General features: G+C 63.6%; 21 protein-coding genes. 9 read left to right on the plus strand and 12 right to left on the minus strand.

Features of this window, described 5'->3' with window-relative positions:
- Position 1: 1 nt before the first annotated feature.
- From G3I74_RS05350 to glyQ, 5 genes are read right to left on the minus strand one after another with little or no spacing between them, the layout of a single operon-like run.
- Positions 2-376: a hypothetical protein gene (locus tag G3I74_RS05350; protein ID WP_164210551.1), complete on the minus strand. Its 375-nt coding sequence runs from the start codon at positions 374-376 to the stop codon at positions 2-4.
- 15 nt (positions 377-391) lie between these two features.
- Positions 392-1378, minus strand: a complete 987-nt coding sequence (gene cmoB / locus G3I74_RS05355) for a tRNA 5-methoxyuridine(34)/uridine 5-oxyacetic acid(34) synthase CmoB (RefSeq protein WP_164210552.1) — start codon at positions 1376-1378, stop codon at positions 392-394.
- A gap of 5 nt (positions 1379-1383) precedes the next feature.
- Positions 1384-1857 carry a hypothetical protein gene (locus G3I74_RS05360; RefSeq protein WP_164210553.1) on the minus strand — a complete coding sequence of 158 codons (474 nt, stop codon included), beginning with the start codon at positions 1855-1857 and terminating at the stop codon, positions 1384-1386.
- Entirely contained in the window at positions 1857-3962 is a 2106-nt protein-coding gene (gene glyS, locus G3I74_RS05365; RefSeq protein ID WP_239056619.1) for a glycine--tRNA ligase subunit beta, read from the minus strand. Before glyS ends, G3I74_RS05360 begins: the two co-directional genes overlap by 1 nt.
- Positions 3959-4855 (minus strand): glycine--tRNA ligase subunit alpha, encoded by an 897-nt coding sequence (glyQ, locus tag G3I74_RS05370; RefSeq protein ID WP_338063065.1) that lies wholly within the window; start codon positions 4853-4855, stop codon positions 3959-3961. The genes glyS and glyQ overlap by 4 nt, the downstream gene beginning before the upstream one ends.
- Before the next feature lie 73 nt (positions 4856-4928).
- On the opposite strand from glyQ, the gene G3I74_RS05375 reads away from it, so the two are divergent.
- A complete protein-coding gene (locus tag G3I74_RS05375) occupies positions 4929-5663 on the plus strand; it encodes a glutamine amidotransferase (protein WP_164210554.1) in 735 nt (244 codons plus the stop codon).
- Positions 5664-5666: 3 nt separating this feature from the next.
- Positions 5667-6416 carry a carboxy-S-adenosyl-L-methionine synthase CmoA gene (gene cmoA, locus G3I74_RS05380; protein ID WP_164210555.1) on the plus strand — a complete coding sequence of 250 codons (750 nt, stop codon included), beginning with the start codon at positions 5667-5669 and terminating at the stop codon, positions 6414-6416.
- On the opposite strand, the gene gyrB is transcribed toward cmoA, so the two are convergent.
- The 5 genes from gyrB to dnaA form a co-directional block, all read right to left on the minus strand.
- Entirely contained in the window at positions 6413-8803 is a 2391-nt protein-coding gene (gyrB, locus tag G3I74_RS05385; RefSeq protein ID WP_164210556.1) for a DNA topoisomerase (ATP-hydrolyzing) subunit B, read from the minus strand. The two genes, cmoA and gyrB, sit on opposite strands and share 4 nt — an antisense overlap.
- A gap of 28 nt (positions 8804-8831) precedes the next feature.
- Positions 8832-9887 carry a DNA replication/repair protein RecF gene (recF, locus tag G3I74_RS05390; protein ID WP_164210557.1) on the minus strand — a complete coding sequence of 352 codons (1056 nt, stop codon included), beginning with the start codon at positions 9885-9887 and terminating at the stop codon, positions 8832-8834.
- Between the two features lie 67 nt (positions 9888-9954).
- Positions 9955-11052: a DNA polymerase III subunit beta gene (dnaN, locus tag G3I74_RS05395; protein WP_164210558.1), complete on the minus strand. Its 1098-nt coding sequence runs from the start codon at positions 11050-11052 to the stop codon at positions 9955-9957.
- Between the two features lie 48 nt (positions 11053-11100).
- Positions 11101-11301 carry a hypothetical protein gene (locus G3I74_RS05400; RefSeq protein WP_164210559.1) on the minus strand — a complete coding sequence of 67 codons (201 nt, stop codon included), beginning with the start codon at positions 11299-11301 and terminating at the stop codon, positions 11101-11103.
- The gene (dnaA, locus tag G3I74_RS05405) at positions 11301-12632 is read right to left on the minus strand and encodes a chromosomal replication initiator protein DnaA (RefSeq protein ID WP_164210560.1); all 1332 of its coding nucleotides are present in this window, start codon (positions 12630-12632) and stop codon (positions 11301-11303) included. Before dnaA ends, G3I74_RS05400 begins: the two co-directional genes overlap by 1 nt.
- Before the next feature lie 158 nt (positions 12633-12790).
- On the opposite strand from dnaA, the gene rpmH reads away from it, so the two are divergent.
- The 6 genes from rpmH to G3I74_RS05435 all read left to right on the plus strand — a co-directional run bounded on the left by rpmH (position 12791) and on the right by G3I74_RS05435 (position 18254).
- Positions 12791-12937 carry a 50S ribosomal protein L34 gene (rpmH, locus tag G3I74_RS05410; RefSeq protein ID WP_164210561.1) on the plus strand — a complete coding sequence of 49 codons (147 nt, stop codon included), beginning with the start codon at positions 12791-12793 and terminating at the stop codon, positions 12935-12937.
- Positions 12938-12947: 10 nt separating this feature from the next.
- Entirely contained in the window at positions 12948-13277 is a 330-nt protein-coding gene (rnpA, locus tag G3I74_RS05415; RefSeq protein WP_164210562.1) for a ribonuclease P protein component, read from the plus strand.
- A gap of 4 nt (positions 13278-13281) precedes the next feature.
- Positions 13282-14964 (plus strand): membrane protein insertase YidC, encoded by a 1683-nt coding sequence (gene yidC, locus G3I74_RS05420; RefSeq protein ID WP_164210563.1) that lies wholly within the window; start codon positions 13282-13284, stop codon positions 14962-14964.
- Complete coding sequence (mnmE, locus tag G3I74_RS05425) at positions 14948-16276, plus strand: tRNA uridine-5-carboxymethylaminomethyl(34) synthesis GTPase MnmE (RefSeq protein ID WP_164210564.1); 1329 nt, start codon at positions 14948-14950, stop codon at positions 16274-16276. Before yidC ends, mnmE begins: the two co-directional genes overlap by 17 nt.
- A gap of 24 nt (positions 16277-16300) precedes the next feature.
- Positions 16301-17188: a fructosamine kinase family protein gene (locus G3I74_RS05430; protein ID WP_164210565.1), complete on the plus strand. Its 888-nt coding sequence runs from the start codon at positions 16301-16303 to the stop codon at positions 17186-17188.
- 76 nt (positions 17189-17264) lie between these two features.
- Positions 17265-18254, plus strand: a complete 990-nt coding sequence (locus G3I74_RS05435; RefSeq protein WP_164210566.1) for a glutathione S-transferase family protein — start codon at positions 17265-17267, stop codon at positions 18252-18254.
- Between the two features lie 7 nt (positions 18255-18261).
- On the opposite strand, the gene G3I74_RS05440 is transcribed toward G3I74_RS05435, so the two are convergent.
- A complete protein-coding gene (locus tag G3I74_RS05440; protein ID WP_164210567.1) occupies positions 18262-20097 on the minus strand; it encodes a tetratricopeptide repeat-containing diguanylate cyclase in 1836 nt (611 codons plus the stop codon).
- Between the two features lie 47 nt (positions 20098-20144).
- A complete protein-coding gene (locus G3I74_RS05445) occupies positions 20145-21623 on the minus strand; it encodes a protein adenylyltransferase SelO (protein ID WP_164210568.1) in 1479 nt (492 codons plus the stop codon).
- Positions 21624-21838: 215 nt separating this feature from the next.
- On the opposite strand from G3I74_RS05445, the gene G3I74_RS05450 reads away from it, so the two are divergent.
- Complete coding sequence (locus G3I74_RS05450) at positions 21839-24160, plus strand: PKD domain-containing protein (protein WP_164210569.1); 2322 nt, start codon at positions 21839-21841, stop codon at positions 24158-24160.
- Positions 24161-24183: the final 23 nt, after the last annotated feature.

Here is a 24183-nt window from a genome sequence, read left to right on the forward strand (position 1 = left end):
ACTATTCGATCCGCTCGACCCGGTCGCTGGAGGCCAGGGAAACCTGGCGGCCGTCCACGGTACGAAACTCCCGCTCGCCCAGGTCCTTGCGTCGCACCTGGTAGACCGAGCGGGTGCCCGAGGAGGGTTCGACCACCTCGACCCGAACCACCTCGTTGGCGTGCTGGTAGCGCAGCCAGGTCACTCCGGCGGTGGACAGAATTACGATACCGGCAAAGATAAATCCGACAATCGCGGTCGTGGACTGATACCACGGCTGTTCATCTGCAGAGGCGGCATCGCCGCGCTCGCGCGCCTGTTCGCGGCCGCGCTTCATGCGCGCGACAACGATGACGATCACGGCCACCAGCAGGGTAATCAGGGCTTGCTTGATCATGGCAGCCGGAGCATATCAGCAAGCGCTGTCCGGCGGTGAGACACTGCGCGCCAGCCAGACCGTGCGCGCCGGGGCGGGCAGACCTTCCACCGTCCATCCCGGGCGCGCCGGGTCGAGCGCCTGGGCCAGGGAGTGGTAGGGCATCCAGTCGGTGCTGCGCTGCTCTTCGATCGTGGTCGCGGTGCGATCCACGCAGCGAACCGTGCTGAAGCCGCTTTGCTCCAGCCACTGGTGCAACAGCGCCACGGTGGGTAATCCGTGCACGTTGCGCATCCCCGCGTAGCGATCCGGCGTGGGCAGCAGCTGTGCGGCATCACCCGGCGCGACAAGAGTTTCCAGGATCAACGTTCCGCCCTGTTTCAGGCGCTTTCGCAGATCGGTCAGGTGGTCGATCGGGCGACGTCGATGATAGAGCACGCCCATGGAAAAAACCGCGTCAAAATCCGCCAGCGTTTGCGGCAGGTCTTCCAGCCGCTGAGCGAGCAAATGGTTTGCGGCCGGCCCGGCAAAGTGGCGAATCACAGCGTGCTGGATCACAAACAGCGGCGTTGGATCGCAGCCGATCACCGCCTCGGCACCCTGATCAAGCATGCGCCAGCCAAAGTAGCCGTTGCCGGCACCCACGTCCAGGACCCGCTTGGCCGTCAGATCAAGATGGGGGGAAATGCGGTCCCATTTCCAATCCGAGCGCCACTCGGTATCGATGTTCACGCCGGCCAGCCGTAGCGGACCTTTGCGCCAAGGAATGAACGAACGAAGGTGTTCGATCAGCGCTTCCGCCTTCCCCACGCGTCGCCCGGCGACCAGGGTGCCGCCATCGATATGCCAGTCACGGTGCACCGGCGGCAATCCGGCCAGGTGATTCTGCCAACGGGAAAAATCGCCGTGCCGGGACAGATGATTCGAATGCGCGGCCAGGAGGTCATCGACCGTTTCCGGGTTGCAGGTCTGCGCCAAGGCGGCGCGCAGGGTCTGGGCAAGCTCGGCGTCGGGACCCGCCATCCCGATCAGTCGAGCGCGAGCAGCGCCGCCTTCAGGTGCCGGTGCCGACTGGCACCGGCGACGCGGACCGAACCCACGTTGAGGGCACGACCACCGGACTGGACCACGCTGTCGAGTAGCGTATCGTCAGAACCCACGGCGATCAGTTGCCCGGCTTCCACGCCATAGCGGCGCGCGGCCCGGGCCAGCTCTTCGGTCCGACTCTGGCGCCGGGCAAACAGGCCGGTGGCCAGGTACAAAGTGCCGTCCAGCTCGGCCCCGGCGCGCCGAAAGGCCTGATGCAGCTGCTGCTGCAGACCCAGGTCGGCATCCATCGAATTTCGCGTGGGTCGCCAACGCTGGGGTTGTCGCGCCAGCAGCAGAACCCGGTGGCCAGAGCGCTGGAAAGCAACCACTTCGGCTATACGATCGGGATCAGGCACACGCGCCCGGTCAAGCAGCAGCCCGCGCTGCACCAGAACCGGCCCAGACGCCACCATCAGCGCCCCAGGCGGGCCACATCGGCCACTCGCAGAAACTGCTGGCGCAAGCCGGCCAGCAGCGCAAGCCGGTTCTGGCGCAGGTCGTCGTCCTCAGCCATTACCATCACGGCCTCAAAGAAGCGATCGACCGGATCGCGCAGCTGCGCGAGATTTTCCAGCGCCGCGGTATAGTCGTTTCGGGCCAGAATTTCATCAAGATTCCGTGCGGTTTCGGTCACGGCCTCGGCCAGCTCCTTCTCGGCGGGCTCGACCAGCGCCTCGCCTGTCACGGTCCCGGATATCGGATCTCCCGCCTGGCGCAGCAGGTTGGCGATACGCTTGTTGGCGGCAATCAGGCTGTCGGCATGCGGGTCGGCGGCGAAAGCCTGAACCGCCCGGGCACAGGCCATGAAGTCAACCACAGTGCGCTCACCGCTTGCGGCCACGGCGTGCACGGTATTGGCTTCGATGCCGGCATCGGCGGCATGGGAACGCAGGCGCTCGGCAACGAAATCGTCAACCTCCGCGATCAGAGCCTCGTCGATGGTCAGCATGTCGCCCAGGTCGGCCGCCAGTGCTCGGCCGGCGCGTCCGAGCAGATCGCGCACCGGGACCTCGATCGCCGCCGCTTCCAGAATGCGGACCACGCCCAGCGCAGCCCGGCGCAGGGCGAACGGATCCTTGCCGCCTTTCGGCTTCTGCCCGGCGGCGAAGACGCCGACCAGGGTATCCAGCCGGTCGGCCAGTGCCAGCGCCCGGCCGGCCGCATCCTGCGGCAGAGTATCCCCCGCGTGGCGCGGCAGGTAGTGGCTTTCCACCGCGGTCGCCACCGTTTCCGGCTCGCCGTCGGCCAACGCGTAGTAGCGACCCATGATGCCCTGCAGTTCCGGGAATTCGCCGACCATCTCGGTCACCAGGTCACACTTGCTTAACCGCGCGGCCCGTTTCACGGTTTCGAGCTCGGCGCCGAACAGATTGGCCATGGATGCGGCCAACTCCTGCAGCCGCTTCGTCTTGGCCGCGACCGAACCCAGTTTTTCCTGAAACTTGATCGATGCCAAGCGATCAAGGCGATCGGCCAGCGGGATCCGCCGATCCTGCTCAAAGAAAAACCGCGCGTCGGCCAGGCGCGGTCGGATCACACGCTCAAAGCCCGCCGTCATGGCAGCAACATCGGTGCTTTCAATGTTGGCCACGGCAATGAAATGCGGTGCCAGGCGGCCATCAGGATGGCGCAGCGGGAAACACTTCTGGTGCTGCTGCATGGATGAAATCAGCGCCTCGGCCGGCACCTCCAGAAAGCGCTCATCGAACCCCCCGAGCACGGCCATCGGCCATTCGGTCAAACCCGCCACCTCATCGAGAAGGCGCTCCTCGATGACCGGCTCAAGGCCTGCTCCGCGCGCCAGCCGCTCAGCCCCGGTGCGAATCCGGTCTCGGCGCTCGCCGGCATCGGGCTCGACAAAACCGGCCCGGAGAACGGCGCTGTATTGATCGACGTGGTCGACAACCCGTGCTCCGGGCCCATGGATGCGATGGCCCCGGGTTTCGCGGCCGGCATCCAGGCCGAAAGCCGATACCGGCACCACGCGGTCCCCGTGCAGGATCATCAGCCAGCGAACCGGACGCAGAAAGCGCTCAGAGCGATCTGACCAGCGCATGCTGCGCGCGCCAGCCATGGCGCGCACCGTGGAATCGAGCATGTCCGGAAGAAGCTCTGTCAGCGATTCACCTTTCTTGTGAATCCTGGCAAACAGCCAGCGACCCTGTTCGTTTTCGATTCGCTCAAGGTTTTCGACTGCGACATTGACGCTGCGGGCAAAGCCTTCGGCGGCCCGGGTCGGTTTGCCATCGGCCTCGAATGCCACAGACTCTGCCGGGCCTTTCCGTTCCAGGACCTGGTCGGCCTGGCGAGCGCGAACCGCGTCGAAACGGACAGCGAGCCGCCGCGGCGTCCCCAGCAATATCGGCGCCGTTCCGGCTTCGACCAAACCGGCTTCTTGCAGACGCGCGTGCAAACCCTCACCGAGCAGTTTCAGCTGGCTGTCGATCTGGCCCGCGGGCAATTCTTCGCAGCCCAGCTCGATCAGCAGTGGGCAATCCATTTCGCTGGCTGCGTTCATGCGGCTTCCCCCGAGCGCTTCAGGCCGGGAAAGCCCAGCGCCTCGCGGCGGGCCAGGTAGGCCTCGGCCACCAGGCGCGAAAGATCGCGCACCCGCAAAATGTAGCGCTGGCGTTCGGTCACCGATATGGCTTGCCGGGCGTCGAGCAGGTTGAAGGTGTGCGAGGCTTTCAGCACCTGGTCGTAAGCCGGCAGGGGCAGATCCGCTGCCACCAGGTCGCGGGCCTGTTGTTCGCAGGTATCAAACCAGCCGAAAAGACTGACGATGTCGGCTTTCTCGAAGTTGTAAGTTGACTGCTCCACCTCGTTTTGGTGATAAACCTCACCGTAAGTGACCGGGCCGAACGGACCTTGTGTCCAGACCAGGTCGTATACGCTTTCCACGCCCTGCAGGTACATCGCCAGTCGTTCCAGGCCGTAGGTGATCTCCCCCATGACCGGCCGGCACTCCAGACCGCCGGCCTGCTGGAAGTAGGTGAACTGGGTGACCTCCATGCCGTTGAGCCAGACTTCCCAGCCCAGGCCCCAGGCGCCCAGCGTCGGTGATTCCCAGTTGTCTTCCACAAAGCGGATATCGTGCACTTTCGGGTCAATGCCAACCGCATCCAGCGAGCCCAGGTAGAGCTCCTGGAAGTTCAGCGGCGAAGGCTTCATCACCACCTGATACTGGTAGTAATGCTGCAGGCGATTTGGGTTTTCGCCATAGCGGCCGTCGGTCGGGCGACGGCAGGGCTGGATGTAGGCCGCGTTCCACGGTTCGGGGCCGATCGAGCGCAGGAAGGTGGCCGGATGAAACGTCCCGGCGCCGACCTCCAGGTCCAGCGGTGCGGTCAACACGCAGCCCTGCCCGGCCCAGTAGTCGTCCAGAGCGCGGATGAAATCCTGAAAGTTCACGGTGGCGGGCTTCCCGACAAGAGCGCTTGAGGTCAACGCGCAGTATAACGGGCAAGGCCGTATCATTGGCCCCATGGGCAAGCGAGTGATGATCATCAAGACCGGCTCCAGCGTGCCGGCAGCCGGGGAGCGCTTCGGGGACTTCGATGACTGGTTCATCGACAGCATCGGTCGGGATCGATTCGAGTTCACGACGGTCAACGTCTACGAGGGCCAGCCGCTGCCCGACGAGTGTGCTTTACTCGATGGTGTGATCGTGACCGGTTCGCCGGCCATGGTCTCGCATCGCCACGAGTGGTCGGAGCGCGCGGCAGCGTGGCTGGCCGAGGCGCAACCCACCGGTATTCCCATGCTCGGCGTTTGCTACGGACACCAGTTGCTCGCCCATGCACTGGGCGGACGGGTCGGTCCCAATCCGCACGGCCGGCGCATGGGCAGCCTCAAGGTCGATATCGTCGAACCGGCCGATCCGCTGCTGGGCGGCTTCGCGCCATCGCGGCATTTCCAGGCCACGCACGTTGAAGCCGTGCTGGAGCCGCCGCCGGGCGCGAAGATCATCGCCCGCAGCGAGGGCGACGACCACCACGGCCTGTATTTTGGCCAGGCCAGCTGGGGCCTGCAGTTCCATCCCGAGTTCAACGTCGAGATCATGGATTGCTACATTCGCTCGCGGGCGGCCGTGCTGAGCGGTGAAGGCATCTACACCGATCGCCTGCTCGCTTCGCTGCGGCCCACCCCCTCCGGGCAAGAAGTGCTCGGCCGCTTCGCCGAGCTGGTTGAACAAGACCCCGCTCGGCAGACCGACTGAGGCATGGGTACGGACCGAATCTACGCCGGCAAGGACCGCGGCGTCGCGCCATTCGAATTCACCGAGTCGGTGGTGCGGGTGTTTCCGGACATGATTGAGCGCTCAGTCCCGGGCTACCGACAGTTGCTGGAGCTCACGCCCCTGATCGTTCGTCGAGCGGTCGGCAAAGGATCGCGCATCTATGATCTTGGCTGCTCGCTGGGGGCGGCCACGCTGGCGGCCAGACGGGCCGTCCAGAGCCCCGATGTGGAAATCATTGGTATCGACAGTTCGCGACAGATGGTGCAACGTTGCCGACAAATCGTTGCAGAAGACAACTCGATCGTCCCTGTTCATATTCTGGAAGGCGACGCCTGCAATCTCCGGATTGAACGCGCCTCACTGGTGATGATGTACTTCACCCTGCAGTTCATCGAGCCGGCTCGGCGCGACGCTCTGATCGCAAGAATCGCGTCGGGGCTGTTGCCGGGCGGTGTCTTGCTGCTGGCCGAAAAACTGAGCTTTGCGCCAGCCCAGCAATCCTGGCTGGATGCGCACCACCACGACTTCAAGCGCGCCCAGGGCTATTCCGACCTGGAAATTGCGCGCAAGCGTCAGGCGCTGGAAAACGTTCTGATTGCCGAGGATCGCGAAACCCACCACCAACGTTTGCGCGCGGCGGGTTTCGAGCAGGTCATTGACTGGTTCCAGTGCCTGAATTTCGCCTGTTTCGCGGCGGTCATGCCGCCGGAACAGGCCTCGCCGCGGCCTTAGACGTCCAGGTTGCTGACGCGCAGGGCGTTGGACTCGATAAAGGCCCGCCGGGGCTCGACTTCATTGCCCATCAAAGTCGAAAAGACCTCGTCGGCTGCCACGGCGTCCTCGATGGTGACCTTGAGCAAGCGGCGCGTGTCGGGGTTGACCGTGGTATCCCACAGCTGATCAGGGTTCATTTCACCCAACCCTTTGAAGCGCTGGAAGCTCCTGCCCTTGCGGGATTCGGCCATCAGCCAGTCGTAGGCCTCGGCAAAGCGGGAAACGCGAGCCGACTGGTTGCCGCGCTCAATCCGCGCGCCGGGTCCGAACAAGTCGCCAACCACCTCGCCGACGCGGGCGAGGTGGCGATATTCCGGAGACCGGAAAAACGCCTCGTCCAGCAAAGTGTCCTGGACCACGCCCTGGGCGTGGCGCGATATCACGACACCACCCATCCCCAGCGCCTGGATGCGCCAGACCACGCCCGGTGGTGTGGCCTGCTCCAGGCGGGTCCGGAATCGATCCGACCAGCCTTCCACAGAACCCGGGGAGTCCAGAGGAAATGGTTCAAAATCAATCAGTTGTCCAATCACCGTGTGATCATGGCGCAGCTTCAACCGCTCGGCAACCTGGGCGGCCTGCTGGAAATTTCGCAACAGATCAGCCAGGGCAGTATCGCTAAGCGGGGGCGTTTCTTCGCCCGGATACAAGCGCGCGCCGTCGAGCGCGCGCTCGAGCAGGTAGCGGTTCATCTCGGCCTCGTCCTTGAGATACCACTCCTGTTTGCCCTGCTTGATCTTGTACAGCGGGGGTTGGGCAATGTATACGTGGCCCCGCTCGATCAGTTCCGGCATCTGGCGGTAGAAGAACGTCAGCAGCAGCGTCCGGATGTGGGACCCGTCGACGTCGGCATCGGTCATGATGATGATGCGGTGATAGCGCAGCTTGTCCGGGTCGAACTCGTCCCGGCCGATGCCCGTGCCCAGGGCCGTGATCAGGGTGCCGACCTCGGCCGAACCCAGCATCTTGTCGAACCGGGCCTTTTCGACGTTGAGAATCTTGCCCTTGAGCGGCAAAATGGCCTGGTACTTGCGGTTGCGCCCCTGCTTGGCTGAACCGCCGGCCGAGTCACCCTCGACAATAAACAGTTCAGACAGGGCCGGATCCTTTTCCTGGCAGTCGGCCAGCTTGCCGGGCAGGCCGGCGACGTCCAGCACGCCCTTGCGGCGGGTCATGTCGCGCGCCTTGCGCGCGGCCTCCCGGGCCCGGGCCGCCTCGACCACCTTGCCGGTAATAACCTTGGCGTCGGCCGGGTGCTCGAGCAGGAAATCGCGCAACTGTTCGGCCATCACCGCCTCGACGGCAGACTTGACGTCCGAAGAAACCAGCTTGTCCTTGGTCTGGGAGGAAAACTTCGGGTCCGGCACCTTCACCGACAGCACGGCAATCAAACCTTCTCGGCAGTCGTCGCCGGTGGTCTGAACCTTGGACTTCCGGGCGATGCCGGACTCGTCGATGTAGGCATTCAAGGTGCGCGTCAGGGCCGCCCGGAACCCCGCCAGATGGGTGCCGCCATCGCGCTGCGGAATGGTGTTGGTAAAGCAGAACACGCTTTCCTGGTACGCATCGGTCCACTGCAGCGCGGCTTCGACCTCGATATCGTCCGAGGCCGCCTTAAAATGCAGGGTGTTGGGATGGAGCGGTGTTTTCTTGTCGCTGAGGTGCTGGACAAATGAGCGAATACCCCCTTCGTAGCGAAAACGATCTTCGCGGCCGCTGCGCTCGTCGGTCAGGTTGATCGCGATTCCGGAATTGAGAAAACTCAGCTCGCGCAGGCGCCGGGCGAGGATGTCGTAGTGAAACTCGATATCCGAGAACGTCTCCCGACTCGGCAGGAAGCGAATGGTCGTCCCGGTCTGCTCGCTCGTACCGGTGGTGGACAACGGCGCCACCGGCACGCCGTCTTCAAAGGTCTGAACCCAGCGCTTGCCCTGGCGGTCAATGACCAGCTCCAGTCTTTCGGACAGCGCATTGACGACCGAGACCCCCACCCCGTGTAGCCCGCCGGAGACCTTGTAGGAGTTATCGTCGAACTTCCCGCCGGCATGGAGCACGGTCATGATGACTTCTGCCGCAGACCGCCCCTCTTCCTCGTGCAGGTCAACCGGAATGCCGCGGCCATTGTCGGACACGCTGACCATACCGTCATCGTGCAGGACCACGCTGATCTCGTCACAGTGTCCCGCCAGCGCCTCATCGATGGAGTTGTCGACGACCTCAAACACCATGTGGTGCAGCCCGGTGCCGTCATCGGTATCCCCGATGTACATGCCCGGCCGTTTTCGAACGGCATCCAGGCCCTTGAGAACCTTGATACTGCCGGATCCGTAGCTTTCTTCGGTCATTGCAAATCCGCTCTGAACAATCGGCCGATTATAGCACCCGCTCGATTTTGCCCTGTTCCACGTGGAACATCCGGCCGGCCGTCGGACAAGGCACCGTCGCGGTCACCCAGGCCTGCACCGGCTGTTGCTCCAACCAGTCCAGCACCAGACCAAAATGCCGACCATCGAGTTCGGAGACCGGGTCATCCAGCAACAGCAGGGGCCGCACCCCTTCGCCCACCAGCCCATCCAGCTGCGACAGCTGCAGCAAAAGCGCAAGCAGTTTTTGCTGCCCCCGGGAAAGCTCTTGCGCTGCGGCCTGCCCCGCGCACTGAATCACCAGCTCGCCTCGATGCGGACCCGGGCGGGTAAAGCCCAGCTCCCGGTCTCGCGCCCGCGATGCCGACAGCGCGCCGAGCAGCCCTTCCTCCGCCGGATACCCCCGCCGATAGCGAAACTCGACTGCGCCAGGCAGGTGAATCCCCAGCGTTGCCGCCAGCGAGTCGATCACGACGCGTGCTTTATCGACGAGGCCAGCCCGGAACGCGCTCATGCGCTCCCCCGCTTCGGCCATCGGCTGCTCCAAAGCCTGTAAAACCGCGTCGCTGGCGCCGGACCTCAGCCCCGCATTGCGCTGGCGCAAATATCGGGCATAACGCTGCCAGGTTTCGAGATAGTGAGGTTCCACGTGAAACAACTGCCAGTCGAGGTACTGTCGTCGATGCTCCGGCCCACCGTCGATCAGGCGGTGACTGTCGGGCTGCATCAGCACCAGCGGCAGGCAAGCGGCAAACTCGCTCAAGCGCAGGCACTCCTTGCCACCGATGCGACCCCGCCATGAACCCGCGGAGCGCTCCATACCCAGCGTCATTCCGTCTGGCCAACGACAAGCAACAACGCGCACGCGATCCTGGCCATGCTGGATCACCGAGGAAATCCGGTGGCTGCGAAAAGAGCGCCCCCGCGCGAGCAGAAAAACCGCTTCCAGAACGCTGGTCTTGCCGGCCCCGTTCGCGCCGTGAAACCAGTTCAGATTCTCCCCGGGGGCAATCTCTACCGGTGCCAGGTTGCGCACCCCCTCGATGCTGAGACGCTTCAGGCTCACTGAACCGCGCGGCCCCGATCAACGCCCCATCGCGACCCCGATCCGGCGAGCTGGAGTTGAATAGCGGTCAGAGCTTGAGCGGCATGACGACCTGACGTACCGCTTCGTTGTCGGTCGCCGTCACCAGGCAGGAACTGTTGGCGTCCCGCAGCGCCAGGCGAACTTGATCACCGTCGATGGAACCCAAGGCGTCCAGCAGGTAATTGACGTTGAAGCCCACCTTGAGGTTTTCGTAGGTGTGCTCTGCCTCGATCTCTTCGGTGGCCTCTTCCTGCTGCGGGTTGTGCGCGATGATTCGCAATAGCCCGGGCGTCATTTCCAGCCGCACACCCCGATATTTTTCGTTCGACAGGATCGCGGCCCGCTGCAGCGCATGGACGAACGCGCCGCGATCGGCGACCAGCGACTGGTCGGTCGCGATGGGTACCACCGCCTCGTAATCGGGAAACCGCCCATCGATCAGCTTGGTGGTCAGCACGATACGCTCTCGATCGACCCGCAAAAAGCCCTGGCCAACCACCAGGCTGAGCGCCTCATCGCTGTCCTCCAGTACCCGATTGAGCTCCATCACCCCTTTTCGCGGGACGATCAGGCTGCGTACCTCGCCACTGGTCCCGGCCTCGATCTCGCCCAACGCAAGCCGGTGCCCGTCCGTCGCCACCGCTCGCACCACGCCTTCGCGAAATTCAAGCAGGAGGCCATTGAGGTAATGGCGAACATCCTGGTGCGCCATGGCAAAGCCGGTCTTTTCCATCAGCCAGCGCAGCCTGCCCTGCGGAACCGAATAGGTTTGCAGGCTCTCTGCCTGATCACTGGATGGAAACTCGCTGGCTGGAAGCGTTGCCAGTGTGAATCGGCTGCGCCCGGCATGCAGCGCCAGCTTGTCCTGGTTGAGCTGAACGTTGATCTGCACGCCTTCAGGCAAGGCCCGGCAGATATCGACCAGCTTGCGCGCCGGCACCGTAATGCTCCCGGTTTGCGCGACCTCGGCGCGAGCTCGCGCAACCAGCTCGACCTCCATGTCGGTGCCCGTAATCCGTAAACCGGTATCGACCGCCTCGATCAGGAAATTAGCCAGTACCGGCAAGGTCTGTCTACGCTCCACCACATTGACCACCTGGGCAATCGGTGCAAGCAATGCTTCGCGCTGGATGGAGAACTTCATGGTGGCTCCTTGCAGGTCCGGGTCGGATGAAGACACGAGGTCAGAACATCAGTTGGTTAAAGAAAGAAAAGAAAAAGACTGTAGTAATAGGGCTTGTGCATACTGTGGATAGCCTATTTTTATTAATAGTTTTAAACCCTTGCGATTTTTTTGCTTGCCGACGACATGGGTGCCAAAGCTGTGAGGGAAATGTGGATAAGTTTGCACTCCTGCATTATCCACAGCTTGATCACCGTTTGCTAACCCCATCAGGAGGACAACTCCCGCGTCAGTCGTGCCCGCTCTTCGCGCAAGCGGCCATCGGTTTCGCACAAACTCTCGATTTTACGACAAGCGTGCAACACTGTCGTATGGTCACGTCCGCCGAAGGCGCTGCCGATCTCGGGGAGAGAGTGGTCGGTGAGATTTTTGGCCAGAAACATGGCCATTTGCCGTGGGCGAGCGATGGAGCGGGTCCGCCGTTTCGACAGCAAATCGGCGACACGCAACTGGTAAAAGTCAGCGACCGTTTTCTGAATGTTCTCGATCGTGATCAGGCGATCGTGCACGGCCAGAACGTCGCGGAGGATTTCCTGGGTGTAGTCGAGATCGATACGACGCCCGGAAAAGCGGGCGTTGGCAATCAGCGAATTGAGCGCGCCCTCCAGATCTCGCACGTTGGAACGCATGCGCTTGGCGATCAGGCTGGCGACTTCCTCTTCCAGGTCCAGGCCGCGTTCAGCGGCTTTCTTTTGCAGGATCGCAACCCGAGTCTCGAAATCCGGTGGCTCGATCGAAACAGTCAATCCCCAGCCGAAGCGCGATCGCAGCCTCGATTCAATCCCGTCTACCTCTTTCGGATAGCGGTCGCAGGTCAGGATAATCTGTTGTCTGGATTCCAGCAAACTATTAAATGTATGGAAAAATTCCTCCTGAGAACGATCTTTTCCGGCAAAGAACTGGATGTCGTCGATAAGCAGGGTTTCCACCGACCGATAGCGGCGCTTGAACTGATCGATACTGTCGCGCCGCAGCGCCTGGATCATCTCCGAAACGAACTTCTCGGAATGCAGGTACAGAATCCGCGCCTCGGGATTGGCCTCGACAATGAACTGGCCGGCCGCGTGCAGCAGGTGGGTTTTGCCCAGCCCGGTCGAGCCGTAGAGTAGCAGCGGGTTGTAGACCGTACCCGGATTCTTGGCCACCTGGCGGGCGGCCGCAAAGGCCAGCTCGTTGGACTTGCCCAGCACGAAATTATCAAACTGGTAGCGGTCGTCCAGCGCCGGCTTTTCTCCCTTCGGTCGACTGCGATTTCCCGGGGGGCGCGGGCGTGGACCGTCATCGACGGCCACCGAAACCGCCTCTCGATCGATCCCCTGGCCGGCCAGAAAGTCGCGGATCATGCCGAGGTAATTGGCTTCCACCTGGTCGCGGACAAAATCATTGGGCGCGTTGAGACGGAAGAGCGAAGACCCTTGATGGGTCAGGCGCAGGGGACGCAGCCAGGTGTTGAGTTCGTCCAGCGGCACCTGCCGCTCCAGACGCTCCAGGCACTGTTGCCAGAGGACTGAGGCAGATGGGCTGTTGACGGACTTGTTCATACTGCTCCGATGGGTTCCGTCAAAAGCGTTGACTGGGAGGTCCGGAAAACGCTATCCTTGACGTCTTTTGTTGCGGGTTTGTGTCTGCCAGTCAGGCTGGCCGAACGCCGCGCTCCATCTTACATCGTAGAGTTCGGCAGGATTCAAGGACAAACGTCATGAAACGTACTTTTCAACCCAGCAGAATCAAGCGAGCCCGCCGGCATGGTTTCCGCGCCCGGATGGCAACCCGTGCCGGCCGCGCGATCATCAATGCACGCCGGGCCAAGGGCCGCAAGCGACTGGCGGCAAGCAACAGCCGCTAAGCCGGCTGGCGTGCATGACCTGCCCCGCTCCGCGCGCCTGCTTTCGGGCCCGGAGTTTCAGCGGGTCTTTGAGAGTCGACGACGACACGGCAACGCCGTTTTTCGGATTCACTTCGCCGAATCGACGCAGGCCCGGTTGGGCATGGCGGTCTCTCGCCGGGTTTCCGGCCGGGCCGTGGTCCGTAATCGCATCCGGCGACAGATTCGCGAAACCTTCCGCCTGAACCGACCGAGACTGGCCCGCATGGATTACGTGGTCCTCGCGCAGCCATCTGCGGCTGAACTCGACCGGGCGGCCCTGCGAACGGCGCTGGAACAACTTTGGCAGCGGTTTATCTGACAGCATGAATACTCGGACTTTCTTCATTCTCGCGCTCGGAATCCTGAGCTTCCTGCTGTTCATGGAATGGCAGCGCGACTATGCTGCCCCGCCGCGGCCGTCTACCGATACCGCATCGGATTCTTCCCCGTCAGAACCGGAGCCCTCGACCGAGTCGGTAGCCGACCTGCCCGATCTGCCGACGCTGCAAGATGCGCCGGACAGCGAGGCGGCGACCCCACCGCCCGCCGAAATCAGGGCCAGCCGCCGGATCGAGGTGGTGACCGATGTCTTGAAAGTCGATATCGACGCCAATGGCGGCACCCTGGTTGACCTGCGCCTCAAAGACTATCCGGTCGCCGTGGATCAGCCCGATGAACCGTTCGTGCTGTTGGTCGAGCAGTTGCCCGAGCTGTTCGTTGCCCAGGCCGGGCTGCTGGCCGACGGCATGCCGGCGCCCAACCACACCAGCCGCTGGGAATTTGAGCGCGATTACTACGAAATACCCGAGGGCAGTGATCGGCTGGAAGTGCCTTTGAGCTGGCGCGATGAATCCGGCCTGGAAGTGGTCGCCACCTGGATTTTCTACCGGGGCGATTACGTGGTCGACCTGGAATTCGAAGTACGCAACGGTAGCGGTCAGGAATGGCGCGGGGCGCGCTATGTCCAGCTGCAGCGCACGGAACCGGATTTCAGCGACGCCGGCCCGGCCTTCACCAACCCCGAACGGTTCAGCTACAACGGCGGTGCCTGGTTCAGTCCCGGGGACGGCATGCGTAAACTGCCTTTCGAGGATATCGAATCGCGTAGCCACAGCGACACCTTCGAAGGTGGATGGGCGGCCTTTATTCAACACTATTTCCTGGCCGCCTGGATTCCGCCGAAAGACCAGACGCATCGCTACTCAACCCGCTATGTGTCGGCCGATCGACTGCCGCGCCATGTCATAGCCGCAACTTCCCCGCAGGTGACCGTGGCTGACGGCGACAGCCACAGTTTCGCCGCCCGTCTTTATGCCGGTCCGAAATTGCAGAACCGGCTCGACGAGATCGCCGACGGTCTGGTGCTGAGCGTCGATTACCGCTGGTTCCGCATCCTTTCGCAGCCGTTGTTCTGGGCCCTGGACAAGATCCACATCGTCATTGGCCACTGGGGCTGGTCCATCGTGGTGCTGACCCTGCTGATCAAGCTGATCTTCTACAAGCTGACCGAAGCGCAGTTCCGCTCCATGGGCAAGATGCGCAAACTGCAGCCGCGCATCCAGCAGCTCAAGGAGCGCTATGGCGATGACCGCCAGAAGTTCGGTCAGGCCATGATGGACATCTACAAAAAAGAGAAGGTCAACCCGCTCGGCGGCTGTCTGCCCATCCTGGTTCAGATCCCGATCTTCATCTCGCTGTACTGGGTCCTGCTGGAGTCGGTCGAGCTGCGCCAGACATCGTTCTTGTGGGTGCCAGACCTGAGTCGCCCGGATCCCTATTTCATCCTGCCGATCCTCAACGGCGCGTTCATGATCATTACCCAGCGCCTGATGCCGACGGCCGGCATGGACCCGACGCAGCGCAAGATCATGATGTGGCTGCCGGTGGTCTTTGCCTTCATGTTCGCGCTGTTCCCGGCCGGGCTGGTGCTTTACTGGGCAACCAACGCCGGTGTCTCGCTGGCTCAGCAGTGGTACATCCTCAAGCGGCTTGAACGCGAAGGCTGACACCATTTGCGCCATCGCCACCCCGCCCGGTCGCGGGGGGGTCGGCGTGATCCGGCTTTCCGGCCCTGACAGCCTCTCCATCGCCGAGCGCATCAGCGGATCGCTGCCGCCGGCGCGCACGGCCAGCCTTCGCGCCTTCCGCGACGATGCGGGCCGGGAGATTGATCGGGGACTGGTTTTGCTCTTCCCCGGTCCGGCCTCTTTTACCGGCGAAGACGTGGTCGAGTTTCAGGCCCACGGTTCGCCGGTGGTCCTGGAACTGCTGACTGCTGCCTGCCTGGCCGCCGGCGCCCGTCGCGCCGGCCCGGGCGAGTTTTCCCAACGTGCCTTTCTGAACGAGCGCATGGACCTGGCCCAGGCCGAAGCGGTCGCCGACCTGATCGCGGCCAATACCGAAAAGGCCGCACGGGCCGCCCAGCGCAGTCTGGAAGGGGAGTTCTCCCGCCGCGTCGACGGATTGGCACAAGCACTGACCGAACTGCGGGTGTGGATCGAGGCGGCACTGGATTTTCCTGACGAGGACGTGGACTTTCTGGCCGATGGTGACGTCCTGTCCCGGGTCGAGGCGCTTCGCGGTCAATTGGCCGAACTGCTCCATCGGGCCGATGGCGGTCGCCTGCTCAACGATGGCATCCACATTGCCATCATCGGCCCGCCCAATGCCGGCAAGTCCAGCCTGCTCAACGCCCTCAGCCGGCGGGATTCGGCCATCGTTACCGAAACGCCCGGCACCACCCGCGACGTTTTGCGTGAAACCATCTCGATCGCCGGACTGAGCATTACCCTGTCCGATACCGCGGGCCTGCGCGAGACCCGCGATCACATCGAGGCCGAGGGCGTGCGCCGCGCGCGACGTGAAATGCGTTCCGCGGACCTGGTGTTCTGGGTGATCGACGCCAGCGTACCCGAGCCGCTGCCGCCGCCGGGGTTGCCGACCGATGTACCCCTGATCCGCATCCACAACAAGATTGATCTGGCGGGTCATCCGGCAAAGTCGGAGCAGCGCTCGGTCTGGCTGTCGGCGGCCACGGGTGACGGACTGGATCTGCTCGAGCAGCTGGTTATAGCGGAGCTGGGCCTGGCGGATTCGGGCGACAGCGAGTTTTCGGCTCGCCAGCGCCACGTTGACCAGCTTCAGTGCGCGCTTGACCGGGTCGATCACGGCGTGGCGGAACTGACTGCCAGCGGTTCGGGTGAGCTGTTGGCCGAAGACCTGCGCGAAGCCGCCGAAGCCCTCGGCGAAATCACAGGCAGAATCAGCGCGGACGAGCTTTTGGGGCGGATATTCTCGAGTTTCTGTATCGGCAAGTAAGCGCCGAAAAGGACGCATGTTGCGATGGGCATGACCACGGACCAGGCGGCCAGCGTTCTTCGCCGGCTGGGGCTGGCTGACGACAACCCGCGTGTTCGTGAAGTTGCTGGCGGAGACACCAGCCAGGCCTTCCTGATCAGGGCCGGCGGCAGCTCGGTGTTCATCAAGTGCGAGGCGCCAGCGCGTTCCGGGCTATTGTCGGCCGAAGCCGACGGTCTGGGCGCGCTGGCCCGGACCGGCACCGTGCGCGTCCCGGCGGTCCTGGGCCACGCGGGCTTCGAGGTCGGCCAGGGGAGTTGGTTGGCGCTGGAAGCGCTGGACCTGCAACCGCGAAGCCGGTCCGTCGATCAGCGTTTGGGCACGCAGCTGGCCGCACTGCATCGCCATCGCGGGGAGGCGTTCGGCTGGCATTGCGACAACTATCTGGGTCCCGCGCCTCAGTCCAACACGAGCGTTTCGAGCTGGAGTGAGTTTTTCCATCGGCATCGCCTGGCTCCGCAGATCGAGCGCTTGCGCCGAGCCTGTCGCCAACGAAACCTGGAAGATTTGACCCAGGCACTGTTGGATTCATGGATGACGCTCAGCGCCGATCATCATCCCGAACCGTCTCTGTTGCATGGCGATCTCTGGGCCGGCAATGCATCCGCCCTGCCCGACGGTACGCCCGTGATCTACGATCCGGCCGTCCACTACGGCGATCGCGAGTGCGACCTGGCCATGGCCAACCTGTTCGGTGGATACGCCGCTGACTTCTTCGATGCGTACCAGCGGGCCTGGCCCTTGCCCGATGGTTGGCAGCAGCGGCGCGATTTCTATCAGCTCTATCACCTGCTCAACCACGCCAATCTGTTCGGCGGCGGCTATTTGGCCAGCGTCGAAAACCGCATGCGAGCGCTCATTGGCCGCACCTGATGCTGCCAAGCCCACACGACGCTACCGTGGTGATTGTTACACTTGAAACCAATGATGCAATGACGGAGCCAGACTCATGGGACTGTTGGTCGACGGCGAGTGGAAGGATCAGTGGTACGACACCGATTCCACCGGCGGGCGTTTCGAGCGCTCGGCGGCCGCATTTCGCAACTGGATTACAGCCGACGGCAGCGCCGGACCGGAAGGCGTCGGCGGTTTCAAGGCCGAACCGGATCGCTACCATCTCTACGTAGCCTACGCCTGTCCCTGGGCGCACCGCGCGCTGGTCTTTCGCAAGCTCAAAAAACTCGAAGGCCTGATCACTGTTTCTGTCGTCAACCCGATCATGCGCGAACACGGCTGGACCTTCCGGGATGGCTACAAGGTCGTGCCCGATCCCATCCACAACGCGCAGTTTCTGCATCAGGTCTACACAGCAGCCAAGTCCGACTATTCCGGTCGGGTGACAGTGCCGGTGATCTGGGACAAGCAGCAAGAGACCATCGTCAGCAACGAATCGGCCGATATCATTCGCATGTTCAATTCGGCCTTCGACGCAGTCGGTGCGGCCGAGGGTGACTTCTATCCGCCAGACCTGCGCGAGCCAATCAATGAAATCAACGCGGTGGTCTACGACAACGTCAACAACGGAGTCTACAAAACCGGTTTTGCGACCACCCAGCAGGCTTACGAAGAAGCTGTCGTCCCGCTGTTCGAAACCCTGGACGCTCTGGAAAAACGGCTCGATACCCAGCGTTATCTATGCGGCGAGCGCCTGACGGAAGCCGACTGGAGACTCTTTACGACCCTGATTCGTTTCGACGCGGTCTACGTCGGCCACTTCAAGTGCAACATTCGCCGGATCGACGACTACCCCAATCTTTCAAACTACGTGCGCGAGCTCTACCAGATGCCGGGTATTGCCGAGACCGTGGAACTGCGGGCGATCAAGATGCACTACTACGGCAGTCACGACACCATCAACCCGCACTACATCATTCCCATGGGGCCAGCGCTTGATTTTCACCGGCCGCATGATCGCGCGATCCGATTTCCAGCTCGCTGAGTTCGGCTCAGCCTGGATCCGGCGCGCCTCGACCCGCAACCACGATGACGTTACGGCCTTCGTGCTTGCCGCGATACATGGCCTGGTCGGCTCGCTGTATTGCCTGATCCAGTCGGGTGTCGACCGCCGCGATCCCGCAGGTGACCGTTAAGCGAACGGGATCGCCGGCGGTCTGAATGGGAGCTGCCTCCAGTGCCGACTGGATGCGGTGCGCTGAATGTTCGGCCTCTGCCAGATCCGTTTTCGGAAGGATGCAGAGGAACTCCTCTCCGCCCCAGCGTCCGACCAGATCGGTGTCGCGCAGGTTTTCACGCAGCAGCGCAGCCAGGCTCTGCAGCACTTCGTCACCGACGGCATGGCCGAAGCGGTCATTGATGGATTTGAAGTAGTCGATATCCATGAGCATGACCGACAGCGGTTCGCCGTGGCGTTGTTGTCGGTTGACCTCGCGTTGCCCCAGTTCTTCCAGTGCGCGCCGATTGAACAAACCGGTCAGGCTATCGTGCCGTGCCAGATCGGTGATCTCGGCAACCGCTTGTTCCAGTTCGCTGTTTCGCGTTGCCAGATCACGTTTCAAGCGGGTCGTGATCCAGTAACTGCGCACGGCCCCGATGGCGGCCAGAAGGGTGACGGCGAGCCCGATCAGCAGAGCCATCAGCATCATGTTGCGTTGCTGAAGCTGGGTTTTCTGCAGCGCAGACTGCAGGCGCAGCAGCTCAAGGTCGGCCTCGCTGCGTTCTACTTCGTACCGGACTTCCAGTTCCTCGACCAGTTCGCGGCGCTCGGATTGGCGCTGCTGGTCGCGCAGTGCCACCCGTTGACGCGTCAAGGTCAGCGCCTCGGCGGTCTGTCCCAGGTCCTCAAGCGCTTCGCTCAAGGACGCGAGAACCTCGTCCTCGATCGTGGGGACCGAGGCCGAGGCAATGGCCAGTGCTTCGCGGTACCAGTCAACCGCTTCTTCCAACCGACCCTCATCGCGTCGAAGGTGGCCCAAGGTCAGCCGGATGCCTGCCTGCCACCGTGCCTGGTGCATGCGATCGACTTCGTCCAGGGCGGCCAGGCACGTGGTTTCGGCTTCATCATGCTCTTCGAGCTTGACCAGTTGATCGCAGAGGTTGGCCCGCGCCATCGTCGCCGTGGTTTCGGCACCCGTTTCTTCACTCAGTTGCAGTACTTCCCGCAGCATTGGCAAGGCTGCTCTTGGCCCCTCCAGTTCAGCAACGGTGAGGGACAGGTTTCCCAGGTAGGTCGCGGCCGCTCCCTCTGCCCCGGCGTCCCGGGCGGCGTCCACGGCGCGCTGGAAGTACTCGCGGGCGCGGGCCTGGTCGCCGGTGAAGTTGTGGGTGACGCCGATGGCGTTGAAGATTCGTGCCAGTTCGACCGGCCGGTCGATGCCTTCCAGTCGGCGGCGGGCGGCGTGAAAGCGGTCCAGGGCCGCAGCGAATTGTCCGCGCTCGGCCTCGATGCTGCCCTGCAGGAAAGCCGCGTCGGCCGCCAGGCCGGGCTCGTTACTGCGCTTGGCCAGCTCACCCAGCCGCTGCGCGTCGGCGCTGGCGGCATCATACTCAGCCCGACCCCGCTGCACGGCTGCCCGCATTTCGAGCAGCCCCGCGACCGTGGCGAGCTCGCGAGCGCTATATCGATCCGTCTGCTGATCAGCCAGGGCCCGATCCAGCAGCTTCAGCGCCGCCTCGGGATCGTCGTTGCGCAGGCTTTTCGCCTGTTCCAGCAGCTCGGCGCGGTCGGTTTGACCGATGGCTGCAAACGCCATCAGCGACAGTGCGATCACGGCGGCCAGAACCAGAGTCTTTCGGCAGGGCGCCGTGACGGAATGAAGATCCATGACGACAGTCTGACACAGTCATTCGTCCTTCCGAGAGCGCCGCCAGCTCAGGTTCCGCAGAACGTGGTCAGCACCTGTTGATCGGGTCGCGGCGGTTGCGCCAGGTCGGCGTGTTGCGGCTGATCCTCGTAGGGACGGGACAGCACCGCATGCAGTTCGTGCATTGGCTGGAAGTCGAGGCGTTCGATGGCCGCGTCCACCGCATGCTGGGCCAGGTGATTGCGCAGGATAAAGGCCGGATTGACCCGATCCATGGCCGCGCGCCGCTCGTCATCGTCGCGGCCTTCGGCGGCCAGATGCGCTCGCCAGTGCTGCGCCCAGCTGTCGAAAAGCCTCGGGTCCTTGAAGTGCGACCGCACCGGTTGATTTTCTTCCGGGCCGCTGGCCGGCAACGCGCCCAGGTTACGAAAGACCAGCGTCATGTCGGCTTCTCCTGCGGCCATGGCATCCATCAGATCAAGGGCCAGTTTGGCGTGCGCTTCAGCGGGCGAGAGCCCGATCTTGGCGGCCAGGCCGCGGTGAAAATGCGCCTCGAAATGTTGCGGGAATTCGCCGAGAATCCGATTGGCTTGTTCCATGGCCTGTTGCCGGTCGTCGTCGAGCAAGTCCAGCAGGCACTCGGCCAGGCGGGCCAGGTTCCAGTGAGCAATCGCCGGCTGCTGGTTGTAGGCATAGCGGCCGCCGCGGTCGATCGCGCTGTAGACCGTGCCTGGATGAAAGCGGTCGATGAAGCCGAAAGGTCCGTAATCGATGGTCTCGCCGATGATCGAGCAGTTGTCGGTGTTCATCACACCATGGATGAAGCCCACCAGTAGCCAGTCACCCACCAGGCGGGCCTGGCGCTCGATGACGGCGGATAACAAAGCGCGATAGGGGTGCTCGGCCTCGCGGCAGTCGGGGTAGTGACGGTCGATGACGTAGTCGGCGAGTTGCCGGACTTCCTCCCCGCGACCGCTGCGGGCGAAGAATTCGAAGGTGCCCACGCGCACGTGGCTGCGTGCTACCCGGCACAGAATGCCGCCGGGCTCAATCTTCTGGCGGACCACATCTTCGCCGGTCGAGATCGCCGCCAGCGCACGCGTGGTCGGAATGCCGAGGGCGTGCATGAATTCGCTGGCCAGGTATTCGCGCACTACCGGGCCGATCGAGGACCGGCCATCGCCGCGCCGCGAGTAAGGCGTGGGGCCAGCGCCCTTGAGCTGGATGTCGCGGCGCTCGCCGCAATTGTCGACCACTTCGCCGAGCAAAATGGCGCGCCCGTCGCCCAGACGCGGCACCCACTGGCCGAACTGGTGGCCGGCATAGCCCATGGCGATGGGGTCGGAGCCGCTCGGCAGGGCATTGCCGGAAAGCATCGCCATCCCTTCGTCGCCCGCCAGCCAGTCCGGATCCAGGCCCAGTTCTTCGGCCAGCGCCCGGTTGAGCATGATGGGTTCCGGACGGGCAACGGGCGTGGGCCGAATGCGGTCATGGAACGCATCCGGCAGTCGGACATAGCTGTTGTCGAAGCGGGGTGCCGCGGGCATGTCTGCAGGGAAAGCCATGGATTTCAGAAGCTTGCTCGTAGCCTAGCAGCAGTGGCCGCCGCGTGTCGTCACGCTGTACAGACGCCCGCCAAAAGATGCATTTTTCACTTGACTTTCACCCGATGCTCTCGGCACAGTAAAAAGATTGGGCTGAAAACAGCGTCCGACTGCATTGAATTAAATCCGAATCCAGCAAGAATTCAAAGGGAGATCGCATGAGTGCATCACATCGTTTGCTGCCCGCGCTGACCGCCGTCTTCGGCCTGGCCCTGGGCAGCACCGCGGCCCTGGCCGAGGATAACCGCTACATCATCCAGTTCGCGCCGGGCGCGGCCGGCCAGGGCAAGGCCGCCGTCCAGGCTGCAGGTGGTCGGGTCGAGATCGACCTGACCGATGAATCCATCAACGCCATGGCGATCACGATTCCAAAAGCCGCGCTGGGGGCGCTGGATAGAAACCCGAACATCGTCAAGATTGAAGAGGATTCCCGCGTCTACCCGATGGCCGAAACGGTCCCGTTTGGCATCACCATGACCCAGTCCGACCTGGTCAGCGACGCCGACGCCGGCGCGCTCAACGTCTGCGTCATCGACTCCGGTTACCACATCGGACACTTCGACCTGCAGGACACCAACGTCATCGGCCTGGAGCTCAGCGGCAGCGGAGACCCGTTCATCGACTCCTGCGGCCACGGCACGCACGTGGCCGGCACGATCGCGGCCCTGAACAACGGCGACGGCGTGATCGGCGTCCTGCCCGGCGGCAACGTCACGCTGACCATCGCCAAGGTCTTCGGCGACGACAGCTGGACTTCCGGCTCGTGCGGCTACAGCTACACCTCCGGCATCATCGAGGCGGCCTTTGCCTGCCGCGACGCCGGCGCCGACGTGATCAACATGAGCCTGGGCGGGGGCGGCGCCTCCAGCACTGCCGAGCAGGGCTTCCAGGACCTGCTCGACCAGGGCGTGCTTTCGATCGCCGCGGCCGGCAACGACGGCACCACCACGCTCAGCTACCCGGCCAGCTACCCGGCCGTGGTCTCGGTGGCCGCGATCGACGAAAACAAGGTGGTCGCCGACTTCTCGCAGAAAAACAGCCAGGTCGAACTGGCCGGACCCGGCGTGGGCGTGCTGAGCACGGTGCCGACGATCAGCGCCAACGCCCGGGTAGACGGCACCGATTACACCGTATCGGCGTTCGATCGGGCCGCCAGCACCACCGCCAGTGGCAACCTGGTCGACGGTGGGCTGTGCGACAGCGCCGGCAACTGGAACGGCAATACCGTGCTGTGCGAACGCGGCGCCATCTCGTTCAGCGACAAGGTCGCGAATGTCGAAGCCGGCGGCGGCGCCGCGGCGATCGTCTACAACAATGCATCGGGCAGCTTCCTCGGCACGCTCGAGTGCAACGGCCCGTCGTTCCGGGCCTGCTCGGCGATCCCGGCGGTCAGCATGAGCCAGGCCGATGGCCAATTCCTGGTCGGCAACAAGTTGGGCGCAAGCGCGACGGTTTCCACTGAAACCACGGCGCCGGCCGACGGCTACGAGTTCTTTGACGGCACCTCTATGGCCACGCCGCACGTGGCCGGCGTGGCCGCGCTGGTGTGGAGCCGCAACCCGGGCGCGAGCGCGGCCGATATCCGCAACGCGCTGGCCGCAAGCGCCGAAGATCTCGGTGACGCCGGGCGCGACGACAGCTACGGACACGGCCTGGTCCAGGCTGCCGACGCGGTGGCCTTCCTGGGCGGTGATGGCGGTGACGGCGGTGGCGACACCAATGCCGAACCGACGGCGTTGTTTACCTTCAGCTGCACCGATCTGTCGTGCGATTTCGACGGCAGCGCCAGCAGCGACAGCGACGGCACCATTGCCAGCTACGCCTGGGACTTCGGCGACGGCAATTCGGCAACCGGGCAGACCGCCAGCCACACCTACGACGGCGACGGCAGCTACACCGTGACCCTGACGGTCACCGACGACGCCGGCGCCACCGGTTCGGACAGCAGCCTGGTGTCGGTCAGCGGCGCCGAGCCGGTCAACGAAGCGCCGACCGCGGCGTTCGACTCAAACTGCACTGACCTTTCCTGCAGCTTCGACGGCAGCGCCTCCAGCGACAGCGACGGCACGATTGCCAGCTACGCCTGGGACTTCGGCGACGGCAGTTCGGCGACCGGGCAGACCGCCAGCCACAGCTACGCGGCCGGCGGCACCTACACGGTCACGCTGACGGTCACCGACGATGACGGCGCGACCGACACCGCCAGCCAGGAGGTTACGGTCGAAGAACCGGCCACCGGCGGCATCACGCTGTCGGCGACCGGCTACAAGCAGCGTGGCCGTCACAACGTCGACCTGGCCTGGGGCGGCGCATCGTCCGACAACGTCGACATCTACCTCGACGGTGGCGTGCTGACCACGACCCCCAACGATGGCGCCTACACCTGGTCGAGCAACAACCGCGGCGGCGCCAGCTACACTTTCCAGGTGTGCGAAGCCGGCAGCAACGTGTGCTCCGACACCGTCACGGTCGTTTTCTGATCGCCCGACCTGACGGTCACAAA

This window comes from Wenzhouxiangella limi (assembly GCF_010499265.1).
Taxonomy (GTDB): Bacteria; Pseudomonadota; Gammaproteobacteria; order Xanthomonadales; family Wenzhouxiangellaceae; genus Wenzhouxiangella; species Wenzhouxiangella limi.

Bases quoted from the DNA above. Each gene is read 5' to 3' on its own strand.
- G3I74_RS05350 (WP_164210551.1), bottom strand. From the start codon at position 376: ATGATCAAGCAAGCCCTGATTACCCTGCTGGTGGCCGTGATCGTCATC.
- cmoB (WP_164210552.1), bottom strand. From the start codon at position 1,378: ATGGCGGGTCCCGACGCCGAGCTTGCCCAGACCCTGCGCGCCGCCTTG.
- G3I74_RS05360 (WP_164210553.1), bottom strand. From the start codon at position 1,857: ATGGTGGCGTCTGGGCCGGTTCTGGTGCAGCGCGGGCTGCTGCTTGAC.
- glyS (WP_239056619.1), bottom strand. From the start codon at position 3,962: ATGAACGCAGCCAGCGAAATGGATTGCCCACTGCTGATCGAGCTGGGC.
- G3I74_RS05375 (WP_164210554.1), top strand. From the start codon at position 4,929: ATGGGCAAGCGAGTGATGATCATCAAGACCGGCTCCAGCGTGCCGGCA.
- cmoA (WP_164210555.1), top strand. From the start codon at position 5,667: ATGGGTACGGACCGAATCTACGCCGGCAAGGACCGCGGCGTCGCGCCA.
- gyrB (WP_164210556.1), bottom strand. From the start codon at position 8,803: ATGACCGAAGAAAGCTACGGATCCGGCAGTATCAAGGTTCTCAAGGGC.
- dnaN (WP_164210558.1), bottom strand. From the start codon at position 11,052: ATGAAGTTCTCCATCCAGCGCGAAGCATTGCTTGCACCGATTGCCCAG.
- G3I74_RS05400 (WP_164210559.1), bottom strand. From the start codon at position 11,301: ATGGGGTTAGCAAACGGTGATCAAGCTGTGGATAATGCAGGAGTGCAA.
- dnaA (WP_164210560.1), bottom strand. From the start codon at position 12,632: ATGAACAAGTCCGTCAACAGCCCATCTGCCTCAGTCCTCTGGCAACAG.
- rpmH (WP_164210561.1), top strand. From the start codon at position 12,791: ATGAAACGTACTTTTCAACCCAGCAGAATCAAGCGAGCCCGCCGGCAT.
- yidC (WP_164210563.1), top strand. From the start codon at position 13,282: ATGAATACTCGGACTTTCTTCATTCTCGCGCTCGGAATCCTGAGCTTC.
- G3I74_RS05430 (WP_164210565.1), top strand. From the start codon at position 16,301: ATGGGCATGACCACGGACCAGGCGGCCAGCGTTCTTCGCCGGCTGGGG.
- G3I74_RS05435 (WP_164210566.1), top strand. From the start codon at position 17,265: ATGGGACTGTTGGTCGACGGCGAGTGGAAGGATCAGTGGTACGACACC.
- G3I74_RS05440 (WP_164210567.1), bottom strand. From the start codon at position 20,097: ATGGATCTTCATTCCGTCACGGCGCCCTGCCGAAAGACTCTGGTTCTG.
- G3I74_RS05445 (WP_164210568.1), bottom strand. From the start codon at position 21,623: ATGCCCGCGGCACCCCGCTTCGACAACAGCTATGTCCGACTGCCGGAT.
- G3I74_RS05450 (WP_164210569.1), top strand. From the start codon at position 21,839: ATGAGTGCATCACATCGTTTGCTGCCCGCGCTGACCGCCGTCTTCGGC.